Origin of the sequence: Streptomyces sp. CB00316, assembly GCF_001905595.1 — a bacterium.
In the GTDB taxonomy this organism is placed as follows: Bacteria; Actinomycetota; Actinomycetes; order Streptomycetales; family Streptomycetaceae; genus Streptomyces.
Window position 1 is genome coordinate 720,015 of the sequence record NZ_LIXI01000001.1, and the last position, 14,860, is coordinate 734,874.

The following is a 14,860-nucleotide window of genomic DNA, read 5'->3' on the forward strand; positions in this document are numbered from 1 at the left end:
AAGGGTGGGGGGCATGACCAAGGGCAAGGAGACCACGATCACTCCCGAGCTGTACGCGTACATGCTGGCCCACAACCCGCCGCTGGATCCGGTCCAGCGGGAGCTGGTGGAGACCACGTACACCCGCTTCCCCGACCACGCGGGCATGGTGTCGGCCGAGGAGCAGGCCCCGCTGCTGGCCTTCCTCGTCCGGCTGGTGGGCGCCCGGCATGTGGTGGAGGTCGGCACGTTCACCGGGTTCAGCGCCCTCGCCATGGCCCAGGCTCTGCCCGCCGACGGCACGCTGACCGCCTGCGACATCTCGGAGGAGTGGACGGCGTACGGCCGCGAGGCCTGGGAGAAGGCGGGCGTCGCGGACCGGATCGACCTGCGCGTCGCCCCTGCCCTGGACACCCTGCGCGCGATGCCCGCCGAGCCGCACATCGACTTCGCCTACCTGGACGCGGACAAGGGCGGCTACATCGGGTACTGGGAGGAGCTGGTGCCCCGGATGCGGCAGGGCGGCGTGATCGCTGTGGACAACGTGCTCTTCCACGGCGGTGTCACGGACCCGCGGGCCACCGGGTCGGCGGCGGCGATCAAGGAGTTCAACGACCACGTGAGCGCCGACGCCCGGATGGACAGCGTGCTGCTGGCGGTGGCGGACGGCCTGACGCTCGCGCGCAAGAAGTAGCGCGCGAGCCCCCTTCTGCCCTTTAAGCGGCCGGGCTCAGCCGCAGCAACCGCCGCCGCAGCAGCCTCCGCCGCCACCGGACGGTGCGGACGCGGCGGCGCCGCCCACGGCGACGGCGGAGAGCAGCTTGACCGTGTCGTCGTGGCCGGCGGGGCAGGTGGCCGGGTCCGAGGACTGGGCCATGGGACGGCTGAGTTCGAACGTGTCTCCGCAGGTGCGGCAGCGGAATTCATAGCGAGGCATGGTCCCAGGCTAGAGCCATCGCCGCCCGGCGGCTACGGTCTCCTGGGACTGCGCGGGCTCAAGCGCCGCCGCCGCGCTCCTCGCGGATGTCGGAGACGACCCGGGCGGCGGTCTGCCGCACGGCCTCGGTCTCGCTCAGGAAGTGCCAGTAGTCGGGGTGACGGCCCTCAAGACCGGCGACGGCCCGGTCCAGCCGCGCCACCGAGTCGTCGAGCGGCCGGGCGTGCCGGGGGTCGGGCGTGTGCCGGCCGGCCATGGCGAGGCGCTGCGCGTCCCGCACGGCGAACCGGGTCCGCTCGATCTCCTGCTGCGGGTCCTTCGCCACGGCGTCCAGCCGCTGCAACCGGTCCCCGGCGGCGGAGACCGCCTCGTCCGTCGCGTTGAGCAGGGCGCGGACCGTGGAGAGCCGGGACGTGGCATCCGCCCAGCGCTGCTCGTCCCGGGCCTTCGCCGCCTCCGCGAGCTTCTCCTCCGCCTGCCTCACGTTGACGGCGGCCTGCTCCGGTACCGGCTGGAGGTCCTGCCAGCAGGCGGCCGAGAACCGGCGCCGCAGCTCGCTGAGGACCGGCTCCACCGAGCCGGCCCGCGTCGTCAGGGCCTGGGCGCGGGTCCGCAGCGACACCAGCCGCCGGTCGATCTCGGCGGCCCGCTCCGGCAGCCGCTCCGCCTCGGCCCGCAGGGCCTCCGCATCACGCAGGACCACATCGGCCCGCTGGAGCGTCTCGGCGACCCCGTGCTTTCCCGCGCCCTGGTTCAGCTTGGTCAGCTCCGGGGCGAGGGCGGCGAGCCGGGCCGCGAGCTCATCGGCGCGCAGGCCCGCCGCCCGTACGGCGTCGAGCGCGTCGCTCGCGCCGAGCAGCGCCTGCCGGGCCCGCTCCACGGCGGGGGCGAGCCGGGCGAGCTGGGTCTCCGCACTGCCCAGCAGCGTCCCGAGCCCCTGGCCGAACCGGTCCAGCTCGCCCTTGACCCGTACGAGATCGTCCTTGGCCCGGGTCAGCTCGGTGCGGGCGCTGGAGGCGACGGAGGGCTCCAGATCGTCCCGGTCCAGGTCGTGGGCGTCGACGGCGGTGATGTAGGCGTGGCTGACGTCGTCGATCCGCCGCCCCAGGGCGGCGAAGTCCTCGGCCGCCTTGCGGCCGCGGGGGGAGTTGTCGACGGCGTTGATCGTCTCGATGGAGATCTTGAGGTCACGCTGGGCGGTGTCCAGCTCGTAGAAGGCCTCGGCCGCCGCGTCCCTTGCTGCCTGGGCCTCGGCACGCTGGCTCTCCCCACGCCCCCCGAACCACCGCCGCGTACCGCCTCCGGCGAAGGCGGCGGGCAGCGCGGCGACGAGCAGGGGCACGGGCAGCAGCACGAGGGCCAGAACGTCCCGGAGCCCCTGGGCCGCCGGGCCTGCCGGGCCGGTCTGCCTTCCGGGCGCTCGCCGCTCACGGCTCCCGCCCCGGGCACCGGAAACGTTCTCGACGGCGGAACTCCCACCCGCTCCTGCCTCTGGCCGCGTGTGTGTCGCCGTCACATCCCTCTCCCGTGCTGTTCCGCCCCTGCCGGTACATTCTCCCACCAGGTAAGGACGAACACACGGGCCCGATAGTTCGCGGTTCTAGTTCGCTGTTCGAACCTTCACTTCCCCGTTGTCGCTGCGGGCCTTCACCACATGGGCGCTGCGGTCGCTGCGTGGCACCCCGACGGTGACCTCCCCGTTGTCGGCGCGCGCGTTCACGGCGTACTTCTGTCCGCCCTGCGGCAGATCGATGACGATGCTCCCGTTGTCGCTGACGGTGTCCACCAGATCGGGCACGCCGCTGAACCCCAGCCGGATCTCGCCGTTGTCCGCACGGGCGACCACGGACTTGGTGCCTATCCGTTCGGCGAGGACGGACCCGTTGTCGCTCTTGAGGTCGAGCGCTCCACCGGAATCCCGTACGACGATGTCGCCGTTGTCGGCGGAGAGCCACAACGGGGCGTCGAACCCGCTCGCGGTGATCTCACCGTTGTCCGTGTCGGCCCTCACGGTCACCCCGCGGGGCACTCTCACCTCGTGGCGCGCGGCACAGTTGTTGATCATGGCGTCGCACTTCACCCGAAGCGTCAGGGTGTCGTTCTCCATCTTCCAGACGGGATCGGGCCCACTCCCCAGCACCACCCACCCGTCGACCTGCCGCTCCACCTCGACCTCGTCCACATCGGCCGGCACCAGGGTCACGGTCGAGTCCTCGGCGTCGATGGTCAGCGTCTTCCCCTGCAACGCGAACGACGTGCGCTCCACGGGCGCGTCATCGACGTCGGTGCTCCCGCACCCGGTGAGAGCCAGCGCGAGCAGCGCGACCCCGCCCCCCGCGGCGAGCACCCGGCCGGGGGCCTCGCTGCGCTTGCGGGTCGGTGCGCTGGTACGGATGTCCACGATGATCGGTCCCCCAGGATGTACAGCCGGACGGTGCCACCGGCCGTCGCTGCCGGTGTACTGCAAACCGTATGCACCGGAGCCCGGTCAGGGGCATCCGGACGGCTACCGTCTCGGGGGTGGGGTTATCCCCCCACCCGCACCCGGCCCCCGCAGCTCGGGGCTCGTATCGGTTTATGACCAGGGGCCGGGCCCATGTACGCTGTTGCCTCATCCACGGGTGCGTAGCTCAGGGGTAGAGCGCTGCTCTTACAAAGCAGATGTCGGCGGTTCGAAACCGTCCGCGCCCACCAGCACAAAGACCCCCAGCCGATCATGGCTGGGGGTCTTTGACATCCACTTCTGACATCAACGGGCGCGGTCACCCACGGTCGGGCCGCTGCCGCTTCAACATGCGGTCGAGGTGACTCACGGCCTCGCGCTGGGTGTCCTGGACGACGTGGGCATAGATGTTCATCGTCACTGCGATCTGACTGTGCCCGAGGATCTCCATCACGACACGGGGAGCGACGCCGGCGGCGGTCAGCAGGGTTGCGCAGCCGTGGCGGGCATCGTGCAGCCGGATCACACGGAGCCCGGCGGTGCTGGCGACCCGGGTGAACGAGCGGTACAGGTTGCGTGGCTCGATCGGCCGGCCGGAGCGGGTGGTGAAGACGTAGCCGGTCTCCTCCCACTGATCACCGGCAGCCTCACGCAGGGCCGCTTGCCTCAGACGTTCCCAGCGGAGCGGAGCGACGCACAGGGCAGGCAGTGGCAGTGTCTGCTTCCTGCGGCGTCCCTTGGGATCGTCCTCGTACGCCTCGCCGCGTACACGCTGCCGCTGAGTGCGGACCCGGATCTCTCGCTTGTCGAGGTCCACGTTCTCCCATCGAAGGCCGACGATCTCCCCACGGCGGAAGCCGAGTGCGATGGCGAGGACGAAGGCCGCGTAGAGCGGGTCCTTCCGGGCGGCGGTGAGGAAGGTCAAGGTCTCGTCGAGCGACCAGGGGGAGAGGTCCCGCGCTTCTGCCGAGGGCGGTTCCACAAGGGTCGCCACGTTCCGCATGACTAGTTCCTCCCGGCAGGCAGCCGTCAGCGCTGTACGCAGAACGCGGTGGGACTCCTTGGCGGTCGCTGCGGTGGTCTGCTGCTCCAGCCGGACCAGGAAGCGCCGGACGTCAGCGACGCTCAACGATTCGAGGCGCTTCGAGCCGAGCATGGGCGCGAGGTAGAGGCGGATGTGCGTCTCGTACTTCGCGTAGGTCGTGCGCTTGCGGCGCGGCTTGATGATGTTCTCCAGCCAGTAGGGCAGCCACTCGGAGAGCTTGGCCGACCGCGTGGGCACGGGCACGCCTTGGTCCACCTTGGCGAGCAGGTCACGGCGCTTGGCGTCGCACTCGGCCCAGGTCTTGCCGTAGGCGAACTTCCGGGCGCGGGTGCCGTCCGGCTGGAGGACGTAGACCGCCGCTTGATAACGGCCGTCCTTGCGCTTCGTGATGGTGCCCGCGCCGTTCGGGTTGCGCTTGCGCTGGGGAGGCATCAGGCGGCTTCCTCGATCTCGTTGACGATGAAGTCCCGCACAGCGTCGGCGGGGATGCGCCGGGCCCGGCCGATGGTGATGGAGACCAGCCGGCGGGAGCGGATCAGGTCGTAGACGGTGGAGCGTCCGAGCTTCAGCCGCGCCATGACCTCGGGCACGGTGAGGAGTTCGGCGGTGGCAGTGGTCACGATGCGGCTCCTTCCAGAGCGAGTTGGTCTTGCAGCTCGGCGCGGTGTTCGCGGGCGGTGTCGCGGTTGTGCTGGATGTCGCGGTGGATGTTGGCGGCGAGCCAGGATTCGCCGGGGGTGTGGCCGTTTCCGGCGTAGGTCCAGTGCGCGAGCGTGAGCGTGGTGGCTTCGGGGTGGTCGTCGGGGTCGGGGAGGCCGAAGGCGGCGCGTTGTTCGGCGGCGCGGTAGTCGGCCCGGACCTGTCGGAGGGCGCCGAGGGTGGTGGAGTAGGCGCGCGATTTGGTGGAGAAGTGGCCCCGGAAGCCGAGCATGTGGGCCCAGTCGCGCAGCTTGCGATCCGGATAGGCGTGGTGCAGGTCCAAGCACGCCTCGATCAGCCGCCGAGGGTGCTCGGGCACGTCGAGGAGAACCAGGGCTTCCTTGTTCCCGACGCGGTGGTCCACGGTGCCGGTCGTCTCGGCGGCTTTGGTGGCGTATTTGGCGACGTAGGAGGCGACGGCCTGTTCGGTGAGGTCTTCGCCGTTGCCGAACGCGCCGATGGGCTGTACGTCGAGCTGTGTGCCCCACCGCAACGTCCACCCCTCGTGGATTCCGGCTTCCGGGTTGGCCGGCACGTCGACTTGGACGCGGGCGGCGGCGGCGCGGATAGCGTCGTCCATGAGGTCGAGGGTGGCCCAGGCGGGGGGCGGGGTGTCCGGGCCGTCGGGTCCGTCGAAGCGGATCACGGCGTGGAAGTGGACGGCCCCGCGCTTCTGGTACTCGGCGACCTTGCCGAAGGAGACTTTGGACTGTTCGCGGGCGGCTTTCTGGGTGAGGCCGGCTCGGCGGGCGATTTCGCGGCGGAGGTAGATCGTGAAGTAGCGCCAGAGGTCGGATGCGTGGTTGTTCCACAGCACCGCCCCCGCGTAGTCGTAGGTGTCCGGGTCGAGCGGTGTGCCCAGCTCCGGGGCGTCCTCGGGGTGTCGGGTGCCGCAGCGGCAGGTGCGGTTGCCGGGCCGGTTGTGGACCGGGCCGAACGACGGGGCCGTGAGCGTGGCGAAGACTCTGGGGTGGTCGCGGATGGTGGTGGGGGTGCCTTTGTCGGGGTCGCCGGTGAGTCCGGCGCGGATGAGGTGGTAGGTGTCGCCTGCGTAGGTCCAGGCGCAGGCGGGGCAGCGGGAGGCGCGGCGGTTGCCGCAGGCGATCCTGAGGCGTCCACCCGGTTCGGTGTCGGTCGAGTAGTGGTGCAGGACGGTGCCGGTGGTGCGGTCGATGGTCTTGGTGGCGCCGGTGAGGTGGATGGGCTGGGAGCAGCCGCCGGTGCGGCGGAGTTGTTCGGTGAGGCGGTCGAAGCCGGGAGCCCCGACCACCCGGAGCAGGTCGCCCAGGGTGGTCGGGTCCAGGCCCGCCATGGTGGCGGTGTCGCTCACGCGGCCACCTCCAGACCACCGGTGGTGGTGACGCCGAGGCCGAGGCCGGTGAGGATGGCGGTGGCCAGGGGCGGGGGTACGGCGTTGCCGATCTGCTCGAACTGCTTGGTGCGCGATCCCTGCCACGGGTAGTCGGCGGGGAAGCCCTGGAGGACGGCCGCTTCGGTGGCGGCGAGCCGGCGGACGGCGGTGCCGTGGTCGTCGTACCAGGAGACGTCGTTGAGGGCGTGGCCGAACAGGAGGGTGGGGGCGGGGCGGTCGAGGGTGCGGCGGGTGGAGCGGGGGCGGTTGCCGACGCGCAGGGTCCAGGAGCGGGCCCTACCCGTCAGGGCCCACGCGGGGGCGGTGGTGGAGAAGCGGGTGCCGCCGGAGGTGTGGTTGCCGCGGGTGATGACATCTCCCGTGGGGCAGCCGATCGCTTCGCCCATGGACACCCAGGGCAGCCGGCCCGGTCCGAAGAGGGTTTCCGGTTGGGCGGTCTCGGCGTGGGTGGGCTCGGGCGGGGTCGCGGTGCGTGTGCGGGAGGCCAGCAGCACGGCACGGCGGCGGGTCTGGGGGACACCGTGGTCGGCGGCGTTGAGGATGCCGACCCACGTCGAGTACCCGCGGGTGCGCAGGATGCGGGCGGTGTGCTCGAAGAGGGGCTGTGCCGCGGGGACTTCCTCCAGGGCGACCCATTCGGGGTGGAGGTCCAGGGCGTAGCGGAGAGGTTCGGCGACCAGGAGGGATCGGGGGTCGGTGCAGGCGGTGCGCAGGAGGGAGCGGGTGTCGGTGGAGCGGGCGAGGTCGTCCAGGGCCTGGTGGCACAGGTGCATGTCGTCGTGTCCGGCGCCGAGGCCGGCGCTGCTGAAGGGCTGGCAGGGGGCCGACCCGATCAGCCCGACGACCTTCCCGGCCAGGGGGCCGGTGGGGTAGGTGGCGACGTCGGTACGGATCGTGAGGTGACCGGCCGCGTTGCGGGTGGCGCACGCGGCAGCGTCGATCTCCAACCCGATCTCCCGGACGCCCAGGGCGCGTAATCCGTGGGACCAGCCGCCGGGGCCGGCGAACAGGTCCAGGACCAGGCCGGTGGTGTTTGCGGTGGTCATCACTGCCCCCCGGCGGTCGTCGTGGGTGGGGTGGTTGTCGATCCAGTCCTCGGCGCACACCTTGTGGGCGGGCTTGCCCCGGTCGGAGCGCAGCGGGGTGGGCTTGTCGCAGAGCACGCAGGGCTTGTCGCCGGTGGGGTCGAAGTGCTTCTTGTCGCTCCAGTCCAGGAGGGCCATGGCGCTCAGGCCCCGATCCGGGTGTGGGCGCGGGTGGGGGTGGTGTGGCCGGTGCCGTGGCAGGCGGGGCAGTGGGCGGTGATGGTCTGGCGCTGTCCGTCGGGGGTGCGGGTTCCGGTGGTGATGGTGACGGTGGGGAAGCCGTCGCAGTGGCCGCAGATCGGCCGGGGCGGGGTGTGCTGGGGCATGATGGGATCTCCCTTTCGGGTCCGTTGGATCTGGAAGTGGGTTGGGCGCCCGGGGCGGCGGAAACTTGGCGGTTGAGGCCGCCCCGGGGGCCGGTTAGCGGTTGTTCGGGCGGTTGAGCAGCGAGCGCAGGACCACGGCGCAGATCGCGACCGAGGCGGCGGTGATCGCGGTGGCCAGGAGCATCGAGACGAGGACCGAGCCGATGACCAGGACCATGGCGGTCCCGCCGGCGGCGGCCACGACCAGCGAGCCCGGGGTGAGCTGAACGGCCGGCCGGGCGAGCGGAGCCACGGGAGCCGGTGCCGGAGCGGTGGTGTGGCAGGTGCAGGCCGGCGGGTGCACGAGGCCGGTGAGCGGCGGGACGAGGGACGTTGCCGGGGTGGGTGCGGTGTCCGGGGGCGGGATCTTCGGGGTGAACACGGGTGGGGCCTCCTTGTCAGGGGTTGCAGCGGTGGGTGCGGGCGGCGAGTTCGGCGGCGGCGCGGCCGTGGTAGTCGGCGGAGAAGTCGCAGCCGGGGGCGGTGCAGGCGGCGACGTGCTTGGTGCGGCCCCGGCCGTCGTAGTGGGTGCCGACCTGGACGGGGCCGATGCGGAGCACGTTCGTGAAGCGGTTCGGGCGCGGCATGGGTCAGTCCTCCTGTCGGAGGCTGTTGCCGGGGAACTCGGCGCGGATGCGGGTGGCTTCGGCCGGGTCGGTGGTGCGGTCGGCGGCCTCTTCCGCAAGGAGCCGGGCCAGGGTGGGGCGGCCGGAGTCGGCCATTTCCCTGGCGGCATTGAGGTAGTCGGCGGGGCGGTTGAAGTTGAGCGGGGCCATGCTGTTGTCCCTTTCTGATCAGTCGAGTTGGGCGGTGATGGCGTCGGCGAGGGGTGCGGGGACGCCGAGGCGGGCGCGCAGGGTGGCGGGGTCGATGCGGTGGCCGGTGGTGGCGCGGTGGGTGTCGGCCAGCTTCCGGGCGTGGTCGAGCAGCGCCGGAGGAACCGGCACAGTCGGTGCCGTGACCGGGACGGGTACCGGTGCCGGGTCTGTCTCAGGGGCGGGTACGGGTGGGAGTTCGGGGGTCGGGTCGGGAGCCCGTTCCACCGTTACGGCCGGGACGGGTTCAGCGGCCGGAGAGACCGGCGGTGCGGCTACCACGGGGGCGGGGTCGGTCTCGGTCGGTGCAGCCGTGGGGCTGTGGACGAGGAGGGTGCCGCCGAGGAAGGCGAGGGCGGGCCAGCCGGCGACGAGGATGCGGAGCCAGGCCGGGACGTCGCCCAGGTCGAGGAGTCCGGCGGTGGCGACGTTCGCGCCGAGTGATGCGGCCAGGGCGATGATGAACCAGGCCCAGGCGGCGCGGTTGTCGGCGGTGGTGCGCATGCGTCGCCAGGCGGCGACGAGGAGCAGGTCGACGCTGACGGGGTAGGCCCAGGCTTTCCAGCCGTCCTGTCCGGCTGCTTCGGCCAGGTCGTGCAGGTGGGCGAAGGACAGGGCGCCGGCGATGACGGCCTGGATGAGTACGGCGTCGATGCGGATGCGGGGCACGGGATTCACCTCCTTTCAGGGGTGGGCCGGTGCCGGGCGGGGAACGGGGCCGCCGCCGGGCACCGGGGCGCGAGGGGTGGTCAGGCGTCGGGGTCGGTGCCGGAGCCGAGGCAGTTGAGGCAGAGGCCGTCCTGCTGGCCGACCGGGCGGCGCTTGCGTCCGACCCGCACCGTGATCGCGACGTTCCCGGTCCCGCCGCACGGCTGACACGAGGCCGGTTCGGCCGGGGCGGGGGCGGTGGTGGTCGGGGTCTTCGTGGTGGTCCGTTTGGTGGCCATGGCGGGGGTTCCTTCCGGTTCCAGGCATGGGCGGGGTAGGGACCTGACGCGAGACGGTCGCGCCAACCGGCTGTGCGGGGTGGGGAGTTAGCTGGTTGCCGGGCGGGGCTTGAGGAGCGGCGAGCCCGGGGCCGGCGCGGCCGGGACCACGGGCCGGTACGGGGCCAGGGCGGCGAGGTGCGGGGTGAGGTGGGCGTACTCGCGGCAGATGGCGACCGCTTCGGCGGGGGTCATGGCGGGGGTGCGGATGCGGGACCAGCCGCCGGAGGAGTCCCCGGCGACCGCGACACCGGGACGGTCCGGGGGGATGGTGGTGACCGCGAAAACGGCGTCGGGGGCGATGTCGCCGAGGCCCATGTCGGCGGTCTGCTTGTCGTTGACGCGGTGGACGACACGGCCGGTGAGCTGGGCGCGGAGCATGGTGGCGCCTTTGCCGAGGTCGGAGCCGAAGCGCTGCCCGCAGACCTCCAGGTAGATCCCGACCGCGCGGGCCATCTGCGCGAGCCGGATCATGTGCGTCACCATCCGGTCCCGCCGGTCCTCGTCCTTCTTGGCCGAGACGAGGAAGAGTTCCGCGACCTCGTCGACCAGGACCACGAGCGGCACCGGCCTCACCTTGGCGGGCAGGCCCCACAGGTCCGAGACGCCGTGGTCGCTGAGGAGGTCGAAGCGCTCTTCCATCTCGCCCACGAGGGCTTCCAGTAGGCCGGATGCTTCGTCGGGGGTAATGGCGAGGGCGGAGAGGCGGGGCGCGTACCCGCGCTGTTCGACACCCCGCTTGCAGTCGATGCCAACCAGGCCGACCGGGAGCTTGGCCAAGCCGGCCACGAGGTTGCGCTGATACATCGACTTGCCCGACTGGTTCGCACCCAGCGTCAGGGCGTGCGGGATCTTCTGGTAGTCCCGGACGAAGGCGGTGCCGTCCTCCCGCAGAGCCACCGGGACGACCAGCGGGCCGGCGGTAATGTTGCGGGGGAGGCGGCGGGGCATCTTCACCCGGCGCAGCACGTCGTAGCCGGTCATCCGCAGTTCCACGAACCCAGGCTTCACCTCCACCACATGCACCGACTGAACACCCCAGGCGTGCCGCAACCGCTCCGAGGCGGCGGCGACATCGGCAGGCTCCAGACCGGCGGGAAGGCGGAGGATCGCCCGCATCCCCGTGGTCGAGTAGCGGACCCGGCGAACCTGCGGGGGAACCGGCTGGACATCCTGCCGGCGGGCCACGTTGCGGACCATGAACGCCCGCAGGCGGGACGGCTGGACCGTCAACCCGCACACATCCATCGTCGCCCGGTACGTGACCGCGAACCGGACCCGGGCAACCGGGGCGCCCACCAGCGACCAGAACACCCGAGGAGACCGGGCCTTGGCGTAGGCGAGGCCACCGGCGGCCGATAAGGCCCCCGCAACCTCGATCACCGTGGACAGGTCCGACATGATCAGGCCCCCAGCGGGGTCACAGCGACCGCGCGGAAGCTGATCCCGTGCCGGGTCTGGCCGTTGAACGTGTTCTCCCAGTCCCGGGCCTTGAGCCCGACGACCGTGACCGGGGTGCCGGGGGCCAGGTTCTCCGGGACGCCCGTGTTCGGCACGGTCACCTGGTAGAGGTTGCCCTCCCCCTCGTCCGCGACCAGCAGACCCACCGTCGCGAGCGGGGCACCGGTCTCCCGGTCGATCGCGATCTCACCGGTCTGCTTGCTCACGAGCTTCGGCGTCGGAGGCGTCGCCACGAACACGACAGCGGTCGAAACGTCGATCTTGAACGACGGCATCTGATACTCCCTGGATTGATGTGGAGCAGCCCAAAGTGGACCCTCAGAGGCTCACTGTCCTGGGACTGCGAGCCGCTAAGCAAGATAATGACCCGCAGTCCTGGGACTGTGTTTGACTTAGTTCTGACGAGAGGGGTTCGGGATGGCGCCCAAGTGGCGAGAGCTGGCAGACAAGCTGGCTGAACAGATCCGGCGTGGTGACTACGCTCCCGGTAAGCAGCTTCCGCACATTCGGGTGCTTGTGGAGGCGGGCGAGGGTTCCAAGTCCACCGTTCACGCCGCCTACAAGGCGCTCGAAGCCGAAGGTCTGGTCACTTCATCCCGAGGGCATGGCACGGTCGTGCGCCAGCAGGCGCCTCTCAAGCGTCTCGGCGTCGCCCGGTACGACAAGGCCAAGTGGCGGGATGGCGACGAGGTGGCGTTCATCGCGGACCGTGTAGCAAGTGGACGTGCATACCGCCGGAACGAGCAGACGCAGACTGTCAGCCTTGTGGAGGCTCCCCCCGCCGTGTCGGAAGCGCACGGACTGCCCGCAGGAGCTGAGGTGTATGCACGGGCGCGACTTGTGAAGGAAGGCGACCAGCCCACCCACACGTTGACGAGCTACTACCGGCCCGAACATGTCGAGGGAACCCGCATCGTTGACCCGACTCCCGGGCCCGCCGGCCGGGGTGGAGGGTTCCGGGTGCTCTATGACGCCGGTTACGAGATCGACCATATGAAGGAACGGATCTTCGCTCGGCCGGCCACAGCGGACGAGTCAAAGCTTCTTCAGCTCCCGCCGGGCGAACCGGTGGTCGAACTGCACCGGACGACGTACACGGCCGATGGCACGGTCGTGGAGGTCGCCATTGGGGTGCACGCGGCATCGCGCTTCGCCTGGGAATACGAGTTCCAAGTACCTGACTCGGCGACGGACAAGGAAGACCCGAAGTGATCTCCACACAGGACTGGGAAGACGCCCGGCGCATTTGGAGCTACCACCAGATGGGCCACACCCTTCAACCCTGCTCCGTTGCTATCGGGCTCGGCAGTCATGACCTTGGAGTCGCTGACACGTCGGTAGATCTCTACAAGCGTGGGATGGTGCCGCTCCTGCTCTTCACGGGGGCCACGAGCCCCACAACCCGGACGCGAATGCCCCGGGGCGAAGCTGTCCACTACCGAGAGCGGGCACTCGAATTGGGTGTTCCCAGTGCGGCTGTCCTTGTGGAGCCGAGAGCGCGCAACACAGGTGAGAACATCCGCTTCTCGCGGGAAGTGCTGGAGGAGGAGGGCGTCGAGGTGGCCTCCGTTCTCCTCATCAGCAAGCCGTACGAGGAGCGGCGGGCGTACGCCACTGCCCGAAAGCTGTGGCCTGAGGTGGAGATCGTCAGCGCTTCGACGCCGATGACCCTGGACGAGTACGTGGACTCCATCGGCGACACCCGTTTGGTGATCGACATGCTTATGGGCGCATTGCAGCGCCTGATGATCTACCCGGATCAGGGATTCATGATCAGCCAGCCCGTACCTGCCGACGTATCCGAGGCGTACCAGCGCCTCCGCCAAGCCGGTTTCACCAGCCGACTCCTGGCCACCGATTCGCCCTCCGCTTGACCGATGCCGAGAGCTGTTACAGGTTTCTCTACCTCATCAAGGCACCCGGCTGCGCTCCGCTCCGCCGGGCGCGCTTCCCGGCTCTGGCTGCGCCCGCGCTCCTGCCTTCGGCCCGCTCGGCGCTGCCGCCGCCGACGCGCGCCCGCAGTGGATAGGCCCGTGGGGCATGAGACGAGAACCAAGCCCGCGGCTTCAAGAGGATGCCTCCGGCGGGGGCGCTCAGACTCCGGGATGGGACGGGGCGCCGTTCGCGAGTGCCGGCCGGAGCGGGGCGAGCGTCGTGGGGCTCCCATCCCGACCACCTTCGACCCAGGCAGAGCCGAGCAGTCGCGGCCCAGGGCGTCAAGGTCGTTCGTACAGTGGCGCGCTCCACCTTGACGCCCTGAACCACGACCGCTCCACGGAGTGTGGGTCGAAGGCGGACGGGATGGGAGCCGGGGTGAGTAGAGGGTGACTGGAGACAAGGGCGATGCCAAAACAGCCAAACCCCCTTCCAGGTCGCCCGCGTCGTGCCAAAATCAGGCTGCCTCTAGACCGTAACGCGCCTGTACGACCGAAGAAGGAATTTATGGCAAAGACCAACTATGCGGGGAACCGAATTTCTCTCACGTTGGAAGAAGTTCTGGCGATCCGAAAGAAGCTGACGGAGAGCGCGTTAGGATCCAAAGATTTCGGTGGAGAGCAGCCACTCGACGAAAATAAGCTCTCATCGGCTGTAGAGCGCCAGAATACCGGAATGACAGATAATCGCGGTATCTATCGGGCTAAGTACGAAAGGCCCCACGAGAAGGCGGCTACTCTTTTCTATGGAATCGCCAAAAATCATGCCTTCGAGAATGGGAATAAGCGTACAGCTCTAGTGTGCGCCCTGGTCTCACTGGAGCGTAACGGATTCGATCTCTGCAACACCACCGAGGAAGACCTGTATCAGATGGCGACGTCGGTGGTGGCTGGCACCTTCCCCATCGGGAAGACGGAGGTGCGAGAATCTGAGTCCGAGGTGCGATCCCTAAGCGCTTGGATCCGGAAGAGAATACAACGAAAATCTTTCGGAGATCACGTGATGAGCTTCAAAGATCTCCGCAGGCTCCTTATTGCCCACGGCTGCACTTTCGACGCGCACGAAAATAACTTCATCAGAATTCGCCGGGGGTCGCTGACGGTGAAAACGGGGTATCCGAGGGAGAACTTCGATGTCGCCGTTTCGGAAATTAAGAAGATTCGCCGAAGGTTGAAGCTGGATAAGCTCGGCAGTAGTCGAGAATTTTACGACATCGACAACGCGGTAGACAATTTCGTGAGCGAGTATCGCGATCTCTTGGAACGACTCGCTGATGCATAGGGGCCCTGCCTGCCCCGCGCTCCTATGTTCAGCTATCCGGGAGCTCATGGTCGGTTAGGCGACCGAGTCCTGTTGAGTCCGGCCGGGGCTAGCCTTGCCTGGCGCGGTCATACAGCAGCGGAGTACCGCAACCACAGCAACCGCCCCCGTACGCCACTACCTCTCCGGAGTTGAGTAGCGGCCGGAATGACCACCGCTGACCGATCCGGCTAGAGCTACGGATCAGAAGGTCTCTGACATCTACCGCTGACATCAACGACGCTGGACAGGGGCGTACGTGGGCGTTCCTGTCCGGCCGTCGCGGTGGCGGGAGGTGGGGGCCGCAGCGGCGCCCGGCCGAACTTACAAAGCAGATGTCGGCGGTTCGAAACCGTCCGCGCCCACCAGCGCGACTCACGCAGGCCCCGACCCTCACGGTCGGGGCCTGCGCCTTCTCGCGGGCGGCGTCCCACCGCAT

The 14,860-nt window shown here is 69.7% G+C and carries 19 protein-coding genes and 1 tRNA gene; 5 read left to right on the forward strand and 15 right to left on the reverse strand.

Features of this window, described 5'->3' with window-relative positions; genetic code table 11:
* The first annotated feature begins 13 nt into the window (after positions 1–13).
* Entirely contained in the window at positions 14–673 is a 660-nt protein-coding gene (locus tag AMK21_RS03150) for an O-methyltransferase (protein WP_073873885.1), read from the forward strand.
* A gap of 36 nt (positions 674–709) precedes the next feature.
* On the opposite strand, the gene AMK21_RS03155 is transcribed toward AMK21_RS03150, so the two are convergent.
* From AMK21_RS03155 to AMK21_RS03165, 3 genes are all read right to left on the reverse strand, one after another.
* Positions 710–916, reverse strand: a complete 207-nt coding sequence (locus AMK21_RS03155) for an FmdB family zinc ribbon protein (RefSeq protein ID WP_073873887.1) — start codon at positions 914–916, stop codon at positions 710–712.
* A 58-nt stretch (positions 917–974) separates the two neighbouring features.
* Positions 975–2,432, reverse strand: coding sequence for a hypothetical protein (locus AMK21_RS03160; protein ID WP_073873889.1), 1,458 nt, complete (start codon positions 2,430–2,432; stop codon positions 975–977).
* 84 nt (positions 2,433–2,516) lie between these two features.
* Complete coding sequence (locus AMK21_RS03165; protein ID WP_073873891.1) at positions 2,517–3,317, reverse strand: DUF4097 family beta strand repeat-containing protein; 801 nt, start codon at positions 3,315–3,317, stop codon at positions 2,517–2,519.
* Positions 3,318–3,535: 218 nt separating this feature from the next.
* Between AMK21_RS03165 and AMK21_RS03170 the strand changes: the two genes are divergently transcribed.
* Positions 3,536–3,610, forward strand: a tRNA-Val gene (locus AMK21_RS03170).
* Positions 3,611–3,678: 68 nt separating this feature from the next.
* On the opposite strand, the gene AMK21_RS03175 is transcribed toward AMK21_RS03170, so the two are convergent.
* The 12 genes from AMK21_RS03175 to AMK21_RS03230 all read right to left on the reverse strand — a co-directional run bounded on the left by AMK21_RS03175 (position 3,679) and on the right by AMK21_RS03230 (position 11,462).
* The gene (locus AMK21_RS03175) at positions 3,679–4,836 is read right to left on the reverse strand and encodes a tyrosine-type recombinase/integrase (protein WP_073873893.1); all 1,158 of its coding nucleotides are present in this window, start codon (positions 4,834–4,836) and stop codon (positions 3,679–3,681) included.
* The gene (locus tag AMK21_RS03180; protein WP_030118376.1) at positions 4,836–5,024 is read right to left on the reverse strand and encodes a helix-turn-helix domain-containing protein; all 189 of its coding nucleotides are present in this window, start codon (positions 5,022–5,024) and stop codon (positions 4,836–4,838) included. The genes AMK21_RS03175 and AMK21_RS03180 overlap by 1 nt, the downstream gene beginning before the upstream one ends.
* The gene (gene repSA, locus AMK21_RS03185) at positions 5,021–6,433 is read right to left on the reverse strand and encodes a replication initiator protein RepSA (RefSeq protein ID WP_073873895.1); all 1,413 of its coding nucleotides are present in this window, start codon (positions 6,431–6,433) and stop codon (positions 5,021–5,023) included. The genes AMK21_RS03180 and repSA overlap by 4 nt, the downstream gene beginning before the upstream one ends.
* The gene (locus AMK21_RS03190; protein WP_073874252.1) at positions 6,430–7,521 is read right to left on the reverse strand and encodes a DNA cytosine methyltransferase; all 1,092 of its coding nucleotides are present in this window, start codon (positions 7,519–7,521) and stop codon (positions 6,430–6,432) included. Before AMK21_RS03190 ends, repSA begins: the two co-directional genes overlap by 4 nt.
* A gap of 182 nt (positions 7,522–7,703) precedes the next feature.
* Complete coding sequence (locus AMK21_RS03195; RefSeq protein WP_073873897.1) at positions 7,704–7,886, reverse strand: hypothetical protein; 183 nt, start codon at positions 7,884–7,886, stop codon at positions 7,704–7,706.
* A 94-nt stretch (positions 7,887–7,980) separates the two neighbouring features.
* Positions 7,981–8,307, reverse strand: a complete 327-nt coding sequence (locus AMK21_RS03200; protein ID WP_073873899.1) for a SpdD protein — start codon at positions 8,305–8,307, stop codon at positions 7,981–7,983.
* Positions 8,308–8,323: 16 nt separating this feature from the next.
* Positions 8,324–8,512 carry a mobile element transfer protein gene (locus AMK21_RS03205; RefSeq protein ID WP_030119692.1) on the reverse strand — a complete coding sequence of 63 codons (189 nt, stop codon included), beginning with the start codon at positions 8,510–8,512 and terminating at the stop codon, positions 8,324–8,326.
* Positions 8,513–8,515: 3 nt separating this feature from the next.
* Entirely contained in the window at positions 8,516–8,701 is a 186-nt protein-coding gene (locus AMK21_RS03210; protein ID WP_073873901.1) for a hypothetical protein, read from the reverse strand.
* A gap of 18 nt (positions 8,702–8,719) precedes the next feature.
* Positions 8,720–9,409, reverse strand: a complete 690-nt coding sequence (locus AMK21_RS03215) for a DUF2637 domain-containing protein (protein ID WP_073873903.1) — start codon at positions 9,407–9,409, stop codon at positions 8,720–8,722.
* A gap of 80 nt (positions 9,410–9,489) precedes the next feature.
* Complete coding sequence (locus AMK21_RS03220; RefSeq protein ID WP_073873905.1) at positions 9,490–9,687, reverse strand: hypothetical protein; 198 nt, start codon at positions 9,685–9,687, stop codon at positions 9,490–9,492.
* 87 nt (positions 9,688–9,774) lie between these two features.
* Positions 9,775–11,127: an FtsK/SpoIIIE domain-containing protein gene (locus AMK21_RS03225; RefSeq protein ID WP_073873907.1), complete on the reverse strand. Its 1,353-nt coding sequence runs from the start codon at positions 11,125–11,127 to the stop codon at positions 9,775–9,777.
* A gap of 2 nt (positions 11,128–11,129) precedes the next feature.
* Positions 11,130–11,462, reverse strand: a complete 333-nt coding sequence (locus AMK21_RS03230; protein WP_007452857.1) for a hypothetical protein — start codon at positions 11,460–11,462, stop codon at positions 11,130–11,132.
* 142 nt (positions 11,463–11,604) lie between these two features.
* Between AMK21_RS03230 and AMK21_RS03235 the strand changes: the two genes are divergently transcribed.
* The 3 genes from AMK21_RS03235 (at position 11,605) to AMK21_RS03245 (ending at position 14,403) form a co-directional block, all read left to right on the forward strand.
* Complete coding sequence (locus AMK21_RS03235; RefSeq protein ID WP_073873909.1) at positions 11,605–12,399, forward strand: GntR family transcriptional regulator; 795 nt, start codon at positions 11,605–11,607, stop codon at positions 12,397–12,399.
* Positions 12,396–13,061 carry a YdcF family protein gene (locus AMK21_RS03240; RefSeq protein WP_073873911.1) on the forward strand — a complete coding sequence of 222 codons (666 nt, stop codon included), beginning with the start codon at positions 12,396–12,398 and terminating at the stop codon, positions 13,059–13,061. The genes AMK21_RS03235 and AMK21_RS03240 overlap by 4 nt, the downstream gene beginning before the upstream one ends.
* A gap of 568 nt (positions 13,062–13,629) precedes the next feature.
* Positions 13,630–14,403, forward strand: a complete 774-nt coding sequence (locus tag AMK21_RS03245) for a type II toxin-antitoxin system death-on-curing family toxin (RefSeq protein WP_073873913.1) — start codon at positions 13,630–13,632, stop codon at positions 14,401–14,403.
* Positions 14,404–14,860 lie beyond the last annotated feature (457 nt).

Bases quoted from the DNA above. Each gene is read 5' to 3' on its own strand.
- AMK21_RS03150 (WP_073873885.1), top strand. From the start codon at position 14: ATGACCAAGGGCAAGGAGACCACGATCACTCCCGAGCTGTACGCGTAC.
- AMK21_RS03155 (WP_073873887.1), bottom strand. From the start codon at position 916: ATGCCTCGCTATGAATTCCGCTGCCGCACCTGCGGAGACACGTTCGAA.
- AMK21_RS03175 (WP_073873893.1), bottom strand. From the start codon at position 4,836: ATGCCTCCCCAGCGCAAGCGCAACCCGAACGGCGCGGGCACCATCACG.
- AMK21_RS03190 (WP_073874252.1), bottom strand. From the start codon at position 7,521: ATGACCACCGCAAACACCACCGGCCTGGTCCTGGACCTGTTCGCCGGC.
- AMK21_RS03195 (WP_073873897.1), bottom strand. From the start codon at position 7,886: ATGCCCCAGCACACCCCGCCCCGGCCGATCTGCGGCCACTGCGACGGC.
- AMK21_RS03205 (WP_030119692.1), bottom strand. From the start codon at position 8,512: ATGCCGCGCCCGAACCGCTTCACGAACGTGCTCCGCATCGGCCCCGTC.
- AMK21_RS03210 (WP_073873901.1), bottom strand. From the start codon at position 8,701: ATGGCCCCGCTCAACTTCAACCGCCCCGCCGACTACCTCAATGCCGCC.
- AMK21_RS03220 (WP_073873905.1), bottom strand. From the start codon at position 9,687: ATGGCCACCAAACGGACCACCACGAAGACCCCGACCACCACCGCCCCC.
- AMK21_RS03225 (WP_073873907.1), bottom strand. From the start codon at position 11,127: ATGTCGGACCTGTCCACGGTGATCGAGGTTGCGGGGGCCTTATCGGCC.
- AMK21_RS03230 (WP_007452857.1), bottom strand. From the start codon at position 11,462: ATGCCGTCGTTCAAGATCGACGTTTCGACCGCTGTCGTGTTCGTGGCG.
- AMK21_RS03235 (WP_073873909.1), top strand. From the start codon at position 11,605: ATGGCGCCCAAGTGGCGAGAGCTGGCAGACAAGCTGGCTGAACAGATC.
- AMK21_RS03245 (WP_073873913.1), top strand. From the start codon at position 13,630: ATGGCAAAGACCAACTATGCGGGGAACCGAATTTCTCTCACGTTGGAA.